13 protein-coding genes are annotated in these 13,511 nt (G+C 69.3%); 10 read left to right on the top strand and 3 right to left on the bottom strand.

From position 1 onward, the window contains the following. Nucleotides 1-115: 115 nt before the first annotated feature. From HMPREF9336_RS16875 to HMPREF9336_RS16855, 5 genes are all read left to right on the top strand, one after another. Entirely contained in the window at nt 116-313 is a 198-nt protein-coding gene (locus HMPREF9336_RS16875; RefSeq protein WP_007469008.1) for a ubiquitin-like protein Pup, read from the top strand. Continuing rightward, nucleotides 310-1,149, top strand: coding sequence for a proteasome subunit beta (gene prcB / locus HMPREF9336_RS16870; protein ID WP_007469007.1), 840 nt, complete (start codon nt 310-312; stop codon nt 1,147-1,149). Before HMPREF9336_RS16875 ends, prcB begins: the two co-directional genes overlap by 4 nt. A gap of 156 nt (nt 1,150-1,305) precedes the next feature. Then, the gene (gene prcA / locus HMPREF9336_RS16865) at nt 1,306-2,070 is read left to right on the top strand and encodes a proteasome subunit alpha (RefSeq protein ID WP_007469006.1); all 765 of its coding nucleotides are present in this window, start codon (nt 1,306-1,308) and stop codon (nt 2,068-2,070) included. Nucleotides 2,071-2,115: 45 nt separating this feature from the next. Beyond that, nucleotides 2,116-3,489, top strand: a complete 1,374-nt coding sequence (gene pafA / locus HMPREF9336_RS16860; protein ID WP_007469005.1) for a Pup--protein ligase — start codon at nt 2,116-2,118, stop codon at nt 3,487-3,489. Between the two features lie 116 nt (nt 3,490-3,605). Further along, nucleotides 3,606-4,463, top strand: coding sequence for a hypothetical protein (locus tag HMPREF9336_RS16855; protein ID WP_040585717.1), 858 nt, complete (start codon nt 3,606-3,608; stop codon nt 4,461-4,463). Nucleotides 4,464-4,481: 18 nt separating this feature from the next. Here HMPREF9336_RS16855 and HMPREF9336_RS16850 read toward each other — a convergent pair whose 3' ends face one another. The 3 genes from HMPREF9336_RS16850 to HMPREF9336_RS16840 all read right to left on the bottom strand — a co-directional run bounded on the left by HMPREF9336_RS16850 (nt 4,482) and on the right by HMPREF9336_RS16840 (nt 7,494). After that, nucleotides 4,482-4,931, bottom strand: a complete 450-nt coding sequence (locus HMPREF9336_RS16850; protein ID WP_007469003.1) for a MarR family winged helix-turn-helix transcriptional regulator — start codon at nt 4,929-4,931, stop codon at nt 4,482-4,484. A gap of 230 nt (nt 4,932-5,161) precedes the next feature. Continuing rightward, nucleotides 5,162-5,665, bottom strand: a complete 504-nt coding sequence (locus HMPREF9336_RS16845; protein ID WP_007469002.1) for a hypothetical protein — start codon at nt 5,663-5,665, stop codon at nt 5,162-5,164. A 704-nt stretch (nt 5,666-6,369) separates the two neighbouring features. Beyond that, nucleotides 6,370-7,494 (bottom strand): FAD-binding oxidoreductase, encoded by a 1,125-nt coding sequence (locus tag HMPREF9336_RS16840; protein ID WP_007469001.1) that lies wholly within the window; start codon nt 7,492-7,494, stop codon nt 6,370-6,372. A gap of 172 nt (nt 7,495-7,666) precedes the next feature. Between HMPREF9336_RS16840 and clpB the strand changes: the two genes are divergently transcribed. From clpB to HMPREF9336_RS16815, 5 genes are all read left to right on the top strand, one after another. Beyond that, complete coding sequence (gene clpB, locus HMPREF9336_RS16835; RefSeq protein WP_007469000.1) at nt 7,667-10,216, top strand: ATP-dependent chaperone ClpB; 2,550 nt, start codon at nt 7,667-7,669, stop codon at nt 10,214-10,216. Between the two features lie 137 nt (nt 10,217-10,353). Then, nucleotides 10,354-11,553: a type III secretion system chaperone family protein gene (locus HMPREF9336_RS16830; protein WP_021030914.1), complete on the top strand. Its 1,200-nt coding sequence runs from the start codon at nt 10,354-10,356 to the stop codon at nt 11,551-11,553. After that, nucleotides 11,550-12,320, top strand: coding sequence for an SDR family NAD(P)-dependent oxidoreductase (locus HMPREF9336_RS16825; RefSeq protein WP_007468998.1), 771 nt, complete (start codon nt 11,550-11,552; stop codon nt 12,318-12,320). Before HMPREF9336_RS16830 ends, HMPREF9336_RS16825 begins: the two co-directional genes overlap by 4 nt. Continuing rightward, a complete protein-coding gene (gene pyrE, locus HMPREF9336_RS16820) occupies nt 12,307-12,852 on the top strand; it encodes an orotate phosphoribosyltransferase (protein WP_007468997.1) in 546 nt (181 codons plus the stop codon). The genes HMPREF9336_RS16825 and pyrE overlap by 14 nt, the downstream gene beginning before the upstream one ends. Beyond that, nucleotides 12,849-13,511: a TrmH family RNA methyltransferase gene (locus HMPREF9336_RS16815; RefSeq protein WP_007468996.1), complete on the top strand. Its 663-nt coding sequence runs from the start codon at nt 12,849-12,851 to the stop codon at nt 13,509-13,511. Before pyrE ends, HMPREF9336_RS16815 begins: the two co-directional genes overlap by 4 nt.

Genomic DNA, 13,511 nt, shown 5'->3' with positions numbered 1-13,511 from the left:
ATGCGCCCATTCTACCAGGGGGCCGTTCTGTCCTCGTCCGGCGAGGCCGACAAGCGCCTCGCAGGAACCTTCGCTAGGGTTGAGTGCAGCACAACACAAAACTAAGGAGGCGGCAATGGCCCAAGAGCAGGTGACTCGCACCGGTGGCGGCGACGAGGACGACGAGCTCGCGCAGTCAGGCTCGGGCGGCGGCCAAGAGCGCCTTGAGAAGGCGATCGAGGACACCGACGACCTCCTCGACGACATCGACGGCGTGCTTGAGGAGAATGCCGAGGACTTCGTCCGCGCGTACGTGCAAAAGGGCGGGCAGTGAGCAGGCGACTTCCTGAGACTGAAGCGTTCTCGGTCTTCTCCCAGCCCCAGCTCTCCTCCTCGTTCACCGAGCATCTGCGGGCGAACGCCCCGCATTTGCTCCCGTTCCGGGAGGACAGGGCTGTGGAATTCCCCGTGGCCGGCGCGGGCAGTTTGCCGCATGGGACGACCATCGTCGCGCTCACCTACGCGGGCGGCGTGCTCATCGCGGGAGACCGCAGGGCCACGTCGGGCAATTTGATCTCCCACGACGAGATGCAGAAGGTGTACCTCACCGACGAGTACAGCGCGGCGGGCATCGCGGGCACCGTGGCCATCGCGTTCGAGCTGGTGCGGCTGTTCGCGGTCGAGCTGGAGCATTACGAGAAGGTCGAGGGCGTCGCGCTCACGTTCTCGGGCAAGGCGAACCGGCTGGCCGCGATGGTGCGCGGCAACTTGGAGGCTGCGATGCAGGGCCTGGCGGCGGTGCCGCTGCTGGTGGGCCTCGACCCCGACGACGCGGAGCCGAAAGGCCGGATCGTGTCCTACGACGCGGCGGGCGGGCGCTTCGAGGAGCAGTCCGGCTATCACTCCATCGGCTCCGGCGGGCTCTTCGCCCGTTCCACGCTCAAACGTCTGCACGATCCCCAGGCGGACCGCACGGCCGCGCTGCGCGCCGCCGTCGAGGCGCTGGCGGACGCGGGCGAGGAGGACTCGGCGACGGCGGGGCCGAACTTCGTGAAGCGGGTGTGGCCGACCGCGATCAGGATCGAGGCCTCCGGCGGCGAAGAGGTGCCCGAGGCGGAGATCGGCGAGGTCGCCGAAGCGGTGCTCGAAGCAAGGAGGCGCCAGTCATGACGTTCCCGTTTTACGCCCCCGCGCCCGTCGGCACGGAGACACAGCGCAGCTTTCGGAACTGCGGGAGGATTGAGAAGTGACGTTCCCGTTTTACGCCCCCGCGCCCGTCGGCACGGAGACACAGCGCAGCTTTCGGAACTGCGGGAGGATTGAGAAGTGACGTTCCCGTTTTATGCCCCCGCAGAGCAGATCATGCGGGACCGCGCAGAGCTTGCCCGCAAAGGCATCGGCAGGGGCCGGTCGGTCATCGTGCTCACGTACGCGGGCGGCGTCCTGCTCGTGGCGGAGAACCCTTCCTCCACGCTGCGCAAGATCTCCGAGCTCTACGACCGGATCGGCTTCGCCGCGGTCGGCAAGTACAGCGAGTTCGAGCAGCTGCGCCGCGCGGGCATCCGTCTCGCGGACACCCAGGGCTACCAGTACGACCGCCGCGACGTGACGGGCCGCTCCCTCGCGAACGCCTACGCCCAGGCGCTCGCGGGCGCCTTCACCGAGCAGCCCAAGCCGTTCGAAGTGGAGCTGGCCGTGGCCGAGGTCGGGCTGCCCGACTCCGCCGGACGCTCCCAGCTCTACCGGATCAGCTACGACGGCTCGATCACCGACGAGCGCGAGTTCATCGTGATGGGCGGCACCGCGGACGCGATCTCCACCGCGATGAAGGAGAGCTACGCGCCCGAGGCCGGTCTGCGCGAGGCGCTGGGCTTCGCGGTGGACGCGCTGCGCCAGCCCGCGCCGACCGGGAACGGCAAAGCTCCTGAGCCGCGCGAGCTCGAAGCATCGGACCTCGAGGTCGCCGTCCTCGAACGGGCCCGGCCCAGGCGCGCGTTCCGCAGGCTGGGCCAAGCGGCGTTGGCCGAGCTGCTGCCGCGTCCTGCCGACCCGCAACCGGCGGAGCCGGAGCAACCGGACGCGGAGCAATAGGGGAGAGCCCGGCTCTCGGACAAAGAATGTAGGTAAACTAAGACAATGCGCCGCCGGATCATGGGCATCGAAACCGAGTACGGGGTCACCTGCATGTTCAAGGGCCACCGACGCCTCAGCCCGGACGAGGTGGCCCGCTACCTGTTCCGCAAAGTGGTGTGCTGGGGCCGCAGCTCGAACGTGTTCCTGCCCAACGGCTCCCGGCTGTATCTCGACGTGGGCTCGCACCCCGAGTACGCGACCGCCGAATGCGACAGCCTGCGCCAGCTCGTCGCGCACGACCGGTCGGGAGAGCGGATCCTCGAGGGGCTTTTGCTCGAAGCGGAGGCCTCGCTCGCGGAGGAGGGCATCGGCGGGGACGTGTACCTGTTCAAGAACAACACCGACTCCACCGGCAACTCGTACGGCTGCCACGAGAACTACCTCGTCGTGCGCGCCGGGGAGTTCTCCCGAGTTTCCGACGTGCTGTTGCCGTTCCTGGTGACCAGGCAGCTCATCTGCGGCGCGGGCAAGGTGCTCTCCACCCCGAAGGAGGCGCGCTACTGCCTCTCGCAGCGCGCCGAGCACATCTGGGAGGGCGTGTCTTCCGCGACCACCCGGTCGCGCCCGATCATCAACACCCGCGACGAGCCGCACGCCGACGCGGAGCTGTATCGGCGCCTGCACGTCATCGTCGGCGACTCGAACATGGCCGAGCCGACGACCCTGCTCAAAGTCGGCTCCACCGCTCTCATCCTGGAGATGATCGAGGCGGGCGTCGCGTTCCGCGACTACGCGCTCGACAACCCGATCCGGGCGATCCGCGAAGTCAGCCACGACACCACGGGGATGCGGCAGGTGCGTCTGGTCGGCGGCAGGCACGCGTCCGCGCTGGAGATCCAACGCGAATACCACAACAAGGCCGTGGAGTACTTGAACTCGACCGAGTCGTCCAGCGAGCTCTCCTCCGTCGTCGACCTGTGGGGCCGAGTGCTCGACGCGGTGGAGTCGCAGGACTTCGCCAAGGTGGACACCGAGATTGATTGGATCATCAAGCGCAAGCTTTTCCAGCGCTACGAGGAGAAGCACGGCTTCGACCTCACCCATCCGAAGATCGCCCAGCTCGACCTCGCCTATCACGACATCAAGCGCGGGCGAGGCGTGTTCGACATCTTGCGCAAACGCGGGCTGGTGTCGACGGTCGTGGACGACGACGAGGTCGAGACGGCGAAAGAGGTCGCCCCGCAGACCACGCGCGCGCGGCTGCGGGGCGAGTTCATCACCGCCGCGACCGAGGCGGGCCGGGACTTCACCGTGGACTGGGTGCATCTCAAGCTCAACGACCAGGCGCAGCGCACCGTGCTGTGCAAGGATCCGTTCAAGGCCGTTGACGAGCGGGTGGACCGGCTGATCGCCTCGTTGGGCAACGGCTCGAAGTAATTCCGCAGGAGGGGAAGCGTGTTCGCGAGAGCGTTGCTGTCCGTCGGCTGCTCGCCTCGTTGCTTTCGCCCGGACAAGACGACGTGTCGGCCCAGCGGTGTGAGCAAGCGCGCGGGGTGTTGGCGGAGGTGTCGGAGATCGGCGAGCCGGTCGCGGAGCTTGTGCCGAAGGCGGTGCGGAACTTGCAGGAGGCGGAATCGATGACGGAACCATGGGCGCAGATCCGGGCGGAGCTTTCGGGACTGGGCGAGAGCCTCGCCGGGTCGGCCAGTCGCGCCGATACGGCGAGCGTCCTGGTCGAGACGTGGAGCGAGGAGAAGGGTTTCCACAAAGCGCCGATGCGCACGAGCCCGTTCTTGCCCGTGGAAAAGGATCTTCCAGGATGTTGGATCGATGCGGAGCCGCCGGTGTGCGCGTCTGCGCGCTACGCGGGCGACAGCCCCGCTGCGGTCGCCTACGGCCTTGAGTTCAACCTCACCGAGCGATGGTGTCCGACCGGTCTGCCTGACCATAGTCTTTTCTTGGGCGAGGCGTGGTTCCAGAGGAGCCATCCGCGCCCGTGCGACGGATCGTTCGTCGCGGAGAACGCGGTAGCGGTGCTCTACCAGGAGCTGCCCGGCGAGGACGTGGTGGCCGAGCGTGCCTGGCAGGTGCGCTCCGCGCTCGCCGCGCACTTGGAGGACCCTGGCGTGCGGGTGCGCGAGATCCCCTTGCGCGGCACGGGGCCGTGCCCCTCGCTCGGCTACACCCGCACAAAGTCGGCCCGGTTCCTCGATTCGCGCACTTCGCAGTGGCAGAGCGTCCGCGACCGCTCCTTCGAGTCCTACACCAGGGTCGGCGGCCTGCTCCTCGTCGTGTCGGTGACCAGCCACGAGCGCAACCAACCGGCCGGGGCGATGTCCAATAAAGACATGAACTGCCTGATGGAATGCCTGACCGCGATCACTGTGGCGCGGATCGAGGGCAGGTACTGACGGCCGCGCCGGTTTTGTCTATTCCGCTGGCGAGACGCAGGGCGAGTCGGCCGGGTCGATGGCGATGGAGAGCAGCCGTTTGAGCTCGTGGCGCTCTTCTTGGGTGAGCGCGGCGAGCACCTCGTCCTCCGCCGCCCAGACCTGCGGCAGCGCTTCGTCGAGGAGCGCTTCCCCTCGCTCGGTGAGCCGGGCGGGCAGGATCCGCCCGGAGACAGCCGTCGCCGGACGGGCGACCAATTCCGCTTTCTCAAGATCGTGCAGCACGGCGTTCATCGCCTGTCGGGTCACGAACGACTCCCGCGCGAGCTGGGCGTTGGACATGCCAGGGTTGTGGCGCAAAATTTGCATGCAGATGTACTGCGGCATGGTGAGCCCGAGCGGGCGGAGTTTGGCTCCGGTCCGGGCGCGCGTCGTCAGCATCGCCCGAGTCAGGAAGTAGCCGAACGGAAGCTCCGAGGGTTGGGTCATCCCTTTATCATGCGGGAAGTCAACTGTTTTGACAACAACCCGGCTGCCGCAGGCTCCGCGTCCGGGCCTGTGCTCGTGCAGTCGGGAAACACGGTGGCGGCTGGCCGCCGCATGCCCGAGACCGCCCTGTTCGGTCCGGAGTGACCCCACCGCGAAAGGCCAGATTTCGAGCAGTTTGACAGAAAGCCACGCCGCACGGGAAACATTTGTGGAGATTGGCAAACGAAGCGTTACACTCGCCGCGCCTGGCGGTAGACCGCCTGGAAAGCGGCGAAACGAGCGGGGAAGTCGGCGCGCTTGGCGACGACCTCCGCATAGCGTTGCTCCCTCTCTAGCCGTTCCGCATTGAGCGCCCGCGACCGAGCCGCCCGCTCGTCCGCCGCGCGCGCGTTGCGCTCCTCGTCACGTTGGATCTCGTCTTCCATTTGCACTGCGAGGACGTCCGCGCGCAACGACAGGGGCAGGGCTTCGACCATCTGTATCGCCTTCTGCTCCGCGAGCAGGGCGACCGCGAAACGGCTCGTGTGCTCTTCGCCCGAGGCGAAGCTGAGGTCGAGCATGCTTTGGAAGTCCCACGGGAGAGGCGGGACTCGGTCGTGGGGCAGCTTGGAGATGACCGCGTGGGTCGCGACGTCGAGAATCGCCCGCATCGCGTTGCGCGCGACTTCGCGCCTGCGATCACCGTCGAGACCTTCTGGAATGAGGTCCGCCCGTTCGGAAGGATGTTCCTGCATAGAAAAATATTACGCGTCTGAGCGCATGAAGTTAGCCCTCCGCCCCGTTCCCCGTCTCCTTGTATCGCCCGTCCAAGTCTGCGCGGTTGTTGGTCTATGCGGCGGCGGTGCTGGGTGCCCGTCGCCCGGTGTTCGGGCGGTGACAGTGCTGGTCGGTCCACCGCCCGGAGCCACTGGAATTCGCCCAGAGGCCGCCCGGTGTTCGGGCGGTGACAGTGCTGGTCGGTCCACCGCCCGGAGCTGCTGGAACTCGCCCAGAGGCCGCCCGGTGTTCGGGCGGTGGACATGGCATCGGCAGCAGGAGCGAGACGTTAGCTCGTCCGTCGGCCGGGCTGCGTGTCCACCGCCCGTAGCGTGAAGCGGCCAGTGACCAAGCGTGCTTCGTGTCGGCCATGGGGTTAGGCCTCGGCGGTTGGCTCGTGCCGATCTGACTTTCCCGGGGCGTCCCTCCGGGTCGCCGTCCGCCCCTAACCCAGGGGCTTCCGGCTGTCCTATCCTCGAGTTCCGCAGGCCCACGGCGCTTTTGCCCTTGTCGCGGCGTGCTCCGCGTGGGTGCTGGCTCTTCACGCAGGACGCTCGTTCCGGGGGTCGGCTCCTTCTCTTCCGGATCCGGCTTTGCCTTTCGAGCTCCTGCATCTGTTGTAATACATGATCTAGATCACAGCAAGTGTTCCGAAATGCTCGTTACCGATATGTGATTCACCTCACGCAATGGGGTCGTGCCGGACCTTGTCGAGGGGCACGCCCGAGGATCGGAACGCGTCGAGGCTCGTTGCGATCATTGTCGGCGGGCCGCTGAGCAGGATGAGCTCGGAGCGCGCGGCGTATTCGGCGGCGGTCCGGGCGAGCGCCGCCCATGGCCAGGGGTCGAGCACCGGCACCACGTTGAACCAGACGTTGCTTCGGGCGAGGTCGCGCAGGTTCGGCAAGTCGTACAGCTCGGAGCGTTTGCGCGCCCCGACGAGCAGGGTGATCCGGGGATTCGCGCTCCGCAGGGCGAGCGCGAGGACGATCGAGCGCAACGGGGCGAGCCCGGTGTCGCCCGCGACCATGAGGACCGCCTGGTCGGCGGGGACGTCGGCCGCCCCAGCCCCGAGGCTGCCGTAGCTGGCCCCGAAGCGCCAGCGGTCGCCGGGCCGGGCGTGCTTGAGGACGGAGCCGCTCACCGCGCCGCCGGGGACGGCCCGGATGTGGAACTCCAGCTCGCCGTTCTGGTTCGGCGGAGCGGCGGGGGAGAAATACCGCCAGTGCCCAGGGCACTGCGGGATTTGCGTGGCGAGATACTGGCTGACGGCGAACGGGGCGGGGCGCGCGGCGGCTTCCGCGACGAGGCGGACGACGACGGTGGGGCCGGGGTGGTCGATGCGTTCGACGACTTCCGCCTCCCAGGTTTCGGGGGTCTGGTCGCGGCCCGCCTCTTGCTCCATCACCTGGCAGACCAGCGCGGCCGCGCGCGCGGCGAACGCGCCGTCCCCGCTGCCCCTGGCGGTCGCGACGAGGGCTTTGGCGAACGCCGCCTGGGCGAGCCGGTAGTCCCGCTCGTCCAGCCGGTGTTTGCGGTGGTCTCTGCCGAGCTGCCCGAGCAGATCGATGAGGCGGGGCGGGTCGGCACCTTCCGCGAACGTCTCAAGAATGTGTTCGGCCATGCGGACGAAACCGCCCCGGTGCTCGCCGAGGCCGGGCGGGAACCGCGCGGCCAGCTCGGGGGCGGCCCCGAAGAGCTCCAGGTGGAAGCTGCGCACGAACGTGGCCGGATCGTCCCGCAAGGCGGCGAGCAGTCGGGCCGCCGCGCCCTCGCCGCCGTCCGCCGCAGTGTCTTCGCTCGCCACGGCGCTCCTTGCCTTTTGTTCCTGGTTGGGTCGAGACCAGTGTAGACTTGAGCGGAATAGACTCAACTATTGTGGTGTTGACCAAACCGAGGATGCGCGGATCCCTGCGCACTACGATTGCAATCTGACGCCCGCGCTGCGGATCGTCAGCCCGAGGAGGAGTACAGAACACATGGACTTTCAACCGACCACGAGGGCGCAAGCGGCGATCTCTTCCGCGCTGCAGGCGGTGACTGCCGCGGGCAGGCCCGAAGTTCGCCCCGAGGACCTGCTCCTCGCGCTGTTGGAGCAGTCCGACGGCATCGCGGTTCCGCTGCTGCAGGCGAGCGGGGCCGATCCGAAGGCGGTGACCGCCGCCGTGCGCGCAGCAGTCGCGGCTTTGCCGACCGTGCAGGGCGGCGCGTCCGCGCCCAGGCTCTCCAGAGAGCTCGCCTCTGCGCTTGAGACGGCCTCGAAGCTCGCCGCCGAGCTGCGCGACGAGTACGTCTCCACCGAGCATTTGATCGTCGGGCTCGCCACGGGGGACTCCCCGGCGGCGAGGCTGCTCGCCGAGCACGGGGCGACTCCCGCGGCGCTGCGCGAGGCTTTCACCGCGGTGCGCGGCAGCGCCAGGATCACCACCGAGGACCCGGAAGGCTCCTACCAGGCGCTGGAGAAGTATTCGACCGACCTCACCGCGCTGGCGCGGGCGGGCAAGCTCGACCCCGTCATCGGGCGGGACACGGAGATCCGCAGGGTGGTCCAGGTGCTCTCGCGGCGGACCAAGAACAACCCCGTGCTCATCGGCGAGCCGGGCGTGGGCAAGACGGCCATCGTCGAGGGCCTCGCCCAGCGCATCGTCGCGGGCGACGTGCCCGAGAGCCTGCGCGGCAAGACGCTCGTCTCGCTCGACCTCGGCTCGATGGTCGCCGGGGCGAAATACCGGGGCGAGTTCGAGGAGCGCCTTAAGGCCGTGCTCGAAGAGATCAAGGCTTCCGAGGGCCAGGTCATCACGTTCGTGGACGAGCTGCACACCATCGTCGGCGCGGGAGCGACCGGCGAATCCGCCATGGACGCGGGCAACATGATCAAACCGCTGCTCGCCAGGGGCGAGCTGCGCTTGGTCGGAGCCACGACGCTCGACGAGTACCGCCAGTACATCGAGAAAGACGCCGCGCTCGAGCGCAGGTTCCAGCAGGTGCTGGTCGGGGAGCCTTCGGTGGAGGACACCGTCGGCATCCTGCGGGGCCTCAAGGAGCGCTACGAGGTGCACCACGGCGTGCGGATCACCGACTCCGCCCTGGTCGCAGCGGCCACGCTCTCGGACCGCTACATCACCTCGCGGTTCCTGCCGGACAAGGCCATCGACCTGGTGGACGAGGCGGCTTCCCGCTTGCGGATGGAGATCGACTCCCGCCCGGTCGAGGTGGACGAGGTCGAGCGCGTCGTGCGCAGGCTGGAGGTCGAGGAGGTCGCGCTCGCGAAGGAGACGGACGAAGCCTCCATCGCCCGCCTCGCCAAGCTCCGGGGCGAGCTGGCCGACCAGCGCGAGCGCCTCGCCGAGCTCACCGCCCGGTGGCAGCGCGAGAAGCAGGCCATCGACTCGGTCCGGGATGTGAAAGAGCAGCTGGAGGCGCTGCGCGGCGAGGCGGACCGGGCCGAGCGCGACGGCGACCTCGGCAAGGCCGCCGAGCTGCGGTACGGCAGGATCCCCGAGGCCGAGCGCGAGCTGGCGCGGCTCACCGAGGCTTCGGGCGGCGACCAGCAGGTGATGCTCAAAGAAGAGGTCGGCCCGGACGACATCGCCGAAGTGGTCTCCGCGTGGACCGGCGTCCCCGCCGGCCGGATGATGGAGGGCGAGACCGCGAAGCTCTTGCGCATGGAAGAAGAGCTCGGCAAGCGCGTGGTGAGCCAGAAGAAGGCGATCCGGGCGGTGTCCGACGCGGTGCGCCGGGCCAGGGCCGGGGTCGCGGACCCGAACCGGCCCACCGGCAGCTTCCTCTTCCTCGGCCCCACCGGGGTCGGCAAGACCGAGCTGGCCAAGGCGCTGGCCGAGTTCCTGTTCGACGACGAGCGGGCCATCATCCGTATCGACATGAGCGAGTACGCGGAGAAGCATTCCGTGGCGCGGCTGATGGGCGCGCCCCCCGGCTACGTGGGGTACGACCAGGGCGGCCAGCTCACCGAGGCGGTGCGCAGGCGGCCTTACTCCATCGTCCTGTTCGACGAGGTCGAGAAGGCGCACCCGGATGTGTTCGACGTGCTGCTGCAAGTGCTCGACGAGGGCAGGCTCACCGACGGCCAAGGCCGCACGGTGGACTTCCGCAACACCATCCTCATCCTCACGTCCAACCTCGGCGCGGGCGGCTCCGAGGAGGAGACGATGCTGGCGGTGCGGATGGCGTTCAAACCGGAGTTCATCAACCGGCTCGACGACATCGTCATCTTCGACGGGCTCAACCCGGAGGAGCTGGTCGGGATCGTGGACATCCAGCTGCGCCAGCTGCAGCAGCGGCTCGGCCAGCGCAGGCTGTCGCTCGAAGTGACCGACAAGGCCAAGCACTGGCTGGCGAGCCGGGGCTTCGATCCGGTCTACGGGGCCAGGCCGCTGCGCAGGCTCATCCAGCACGCCATCGGCGACGAGCTCGCCAAACTGCTCCTCGCGGGCTCGGTCCGCGACGGCGACGAGGTGACTGTGGACGTCGGGGAAGACCCGGACAAACTGGTGATCGGGACTCGCTGAAGACTGCCCGCGCCGCCCGTGCGGCGAAGAAGTTCGCCGCACGGGCGGCGCGGACGCGTCTGAGGGGGATCCGGGATCGGGACCGCGCGGGATGAGCGCGCACGTCCGCGAGGGTTGTTCTGCTACGCTCGCACAGCGTGACGTTGTTGTGGTTCAGCCTCGCCGTGGTGACGGCGCTCCTCGGTGTCGGCTTGGTCGTTTTGGACAAGCGGATCTATCCGAGCGCGGCGCAGGGTTCGCAGAACTCGGAGAAAGTCGCAGCGGGGGCGGGGAAGGTCCATGTGAGCCCCGCCCGCGCTTCGGCCTGGGGCGAGCCCGCCCGCGAGCGGCAGGAGCCGCCGAGGCCCGCGCAGGTCGCTGCGGCCGAGGCCCCGCCGCAGCCTGCCGTCGCGCCCGCTCCGGTCCAGCAGCAGCCCGCCGTCCCTGCTCCGGCCGAGCAGCAGCCCCCGCCGCCGCTGCCGGTCGAGGCGCAGTCCCCGCAGCCTGCCGTCGCGCCCGCTCCGGTCCAGCAGCAGCCCGCCGCCCCGGCTCTGCCGCAGCTGCCAGCCGAGCTTCCCTCGGCGGGCGCGAGCACGATCCATTACGAGTCGCACGTGCACAACTACAACGCCCCGGTGTACAACGGACCTGTCTACAACGGCCCGGTGTACATCGAGAACGCGCATGTGGAAGAGGCTCCGGCGGAGACTTCGGGGCGGCGCAAGGGCTTCTTCGACCGGCTCGTGAAAGCGGAGCGCCAGAAGCGCCAGCAATGGGCGAGCGAGCGGAACTTCCAGTACGAGTCGAGCGATTCGGCGCTGGTGCACCGGTGGCGGCGCGGGGTGTTCGCCGCGCGGCAGGCGAAAGCAGCCCGCGCGATCGTGCGGGCGGAGACCGACATCGGCATCCTCGAATTCTTCGACGTGGACGACCTGGTGGCGATCGCGGCGCTGCACACCGAGCACCCTTCCTCGGTGCGGATCGAGCTGCGCGCGGGCTGGGCGGGCCCGCCGGTCCTCGCCGATGTGACGCGGGTGGGCGAGCTTGGCGGGTACGAGGTGCACGCCAGCGACGTCGGGGCGGGGCAGAGGTTCCTGTGGGACCCCAGGCTGGAGGGCTTCATCGCGCGGCTGCCGCAGTTCGTCCGGGTGCTGTGGAACGAGGGCCCGTGGGTGCTGGCCGAGCTGCCCCTCGACATCCCGGACTCCGACCTCGACAGCGCGGCCGTCGTCGTCCGCGAGCTGGCGGATTTGCTCCGCGTGCTGCCCCCTGAGCTCGACCCTGAGCCGGTCGACCGGCAGGGATTCGACCCAGGGGCCCCGCAAGGGCAGTTGCCGCGTTGGGCTGGCCAGGCATGACGCGGCCGGTCGCGCTGGTCACCGGACCGACTGCGGGGATCGGCAAGGCGTTCGCGAAGCGCCTCGCCGCCCGAGGCTACGACCTCGTGCTCGTCGCGCGCAACGAGGCGGCCCTCGCGCAGCTCGCGCAGGAGCTTGAGACGGCGCACGGAACGAGGAGCGAAGTGCTCGCCGCCGACCTCGCCGACCCCGCGAGCCGCAAGGCGGTCTCCGCCAGGCTCGGGCGAGGCGTGGACCTTTTGGTCAACAACGCGGGCCTTTCCAGCTCCCAGGAGTTCTGGAAGGTGCCGCAGCAGGAGCTTGTGGACCAAGTCAATGTCAACGTCGTCGCGGTGACGGAGTTCGCGAGGGCCGCGCTCGCCCCCATGGTCGAGGCGGGCAAGGGCGCGGTGATCAACGTCGCGAGCGTCGCCGGGTTCATGCCGGGCCGGGGCTCCACCTATTCCGCCGCGAAGTCTTTCGTCATCACGCTCACCGAAGGGCTCGCGGCTGGCCTCGCGGGGACGGGCGTCGTGGTGCAGGCCTGCTGCCCCGGTTTCGTGCGCACCGAGTTCCACCAGCGCGCGGGGATCGACATGAGCGCCACCCCGGAGAAGGCCTGGCTCACCCCGGACGAGGTGGTGGAGCAAAGCCTGGCCGATTTGGCCGCCGGCAAGCTCGTGAGCGTCGCGAGCTTGCGCTATCGCGCGTTGGTCGCGTTCGCCACGTTCCTGCCCAGGCCGTTGGTGCGCCGCGCGGCTTCGAGGTCCGGCCGTGGCCGCACATAGCCCCGCTGCGCTCGCAGAACTCGCAGCGCTGGTGCGCGACCTCGCGGTCGTGCACGGCGAAGTCGTCTTGTCCTCCGGCGCGACCGCGCAGTACTACGTGGACTTGCGCAGGGTCACGCTGCACCACCGGGGCGCGCCGTTGATCGGCCAGCTGCTGCGCGAGCGCACTGCGGACTGGGATTTCGCCGCGGTCGGCGGCTTGACGCTTGGGGCGGACCCGGTCGCCACGTCCATGCTGCACGCGTCTGGCCGCCCGCTCGACGCGTTCGTGGTCCGCAAGGAGCAGAAGTCCCACGGGATGCGGCGCAGGGTCGAAGGGCCGTCCGTGGAAGGCAGGCGGGTCCTCGTCGTCGAGGACACCACCACCACGGGCAATTCGCCGCTCACCGCGATCCGCGCGCTGCGCGAGGCGGGAGCCGAGGTGGTCGGCGTCGCGACGGTGGTGGACCGGGCGACAGGCGCGGACAAGGTGATCGAGGCGGAGGGCGTGCCGTACCGCGCGCTGCTCGGCCTCGCCGACGTCGGGCTGTGAGCGGTCCCAGCGAGGACGGAGCCGGACCCACCGAATGGGGAGCCGCCGAGGTCGGAGTCGGCCCGTGGGAAGGACCGTGGCCGGCCGACCCCAAGTACGACCCCGAGCTGCTCTCGGGCGGCGACCGGCGCAACGTGGTCGACGCGTACCGGTATTGGCGCCGCGACGCCGTGGTCGCCGACCTCGACCGAAGACGGCACCCGTTCCACGTCGTGATCGAGAACCTCGCCCACGACGCGAACATCGGCACCATAGTCCGCACCGCGAACGCCTTTCTCGCCGAAGCGGTGCATATCGTCGGGCGCAGGCGCTGGAACCGGCGCGGCGCGATGGTCACCGACCGCTATCAGCACGTCCACCACCACGCGACGGCGCAAGCGTTCGCGGACTACGCCGCCGGGCGCGGCCTCGCCGTGATCGCCGTGGACAACACCCCTGGCGCGGAGCCGATGGAGACGTTCGCGCTGCCCCGGCGGTGCGCGCTGCTCTTCGGCCAGGAGGGGACCGGCCTCTCGCCCGAGCTGCGCGGGACGGCGCAGAGCGCGCTGGCCATCGCGCAGTTCGGCTCGACGCGCAGCATCAACGTCGGCGTGGCCGCCGGGATCGCCATGCACGCGTGGGTGCGCCAGCACGCGGACTTGGCGCAACGTTGGCAATGA

Source organism: Segniliparus rugosus ATCC BAA-974, from assembly GCF_000185725.2.
Lineage (GTDB): Bacteria > Actinomycetota > Actinomycetes > Mycobacteriales > Mycobacteriaceae > Segniliparus > Segniliparus rugosus.
The sequence above is the reverse complement of the archived record's forward strand: the minus strand, read 5'-3'. Positions and strand labels throughout refer to the sequence as shown.

Bases quoted from the DNA above. Each gene is read 5' to 3' on its own strand.
- HMPREF9336_RS16845 (WP_007469002.1), bottom strand. From the start codon at position 5,665: ATGCAGGAACATCCTTCCGAACGGGCGGACCTCATTCCAGAAGGTCTC.
- HMPREF9336_RS16825 (WP_007468998.1), top strand. From the start codon at position 11,550: ATGACGCGGCCGGTCGCGCTGGTCACCGGACCGACTGCGGGGATCGGC.
- HMPREF9336_RS16850 (WP_007469003.1), bottom strand. From the start codon at position 4,931: ATGACCCAACCCTCGGAGCTTCCGTTCGGCTACTTCCTGACTCGGGCG.
- HMPREF9336_RS16875 (WP_007469008.1), top strand. From the start codon at position 116: ATGGCCCAAGAGCAGGTGACTCGCACCGGTGGCGGCGACGAGGACGAC.
- pafA (WP_007469005.1), top strand. From the start codon at position 2,116: ATGCGCCGCCGGATCATGGGCATCGAAACCGAGTACGGGGTCACCTGC.
- clpB (WP_007469000.1), top strand. From the start codon at position 7,667: ATGGACTTTCAACCGACCACGAGGGCGCAAGCGGCGATCTCTTCCGCG.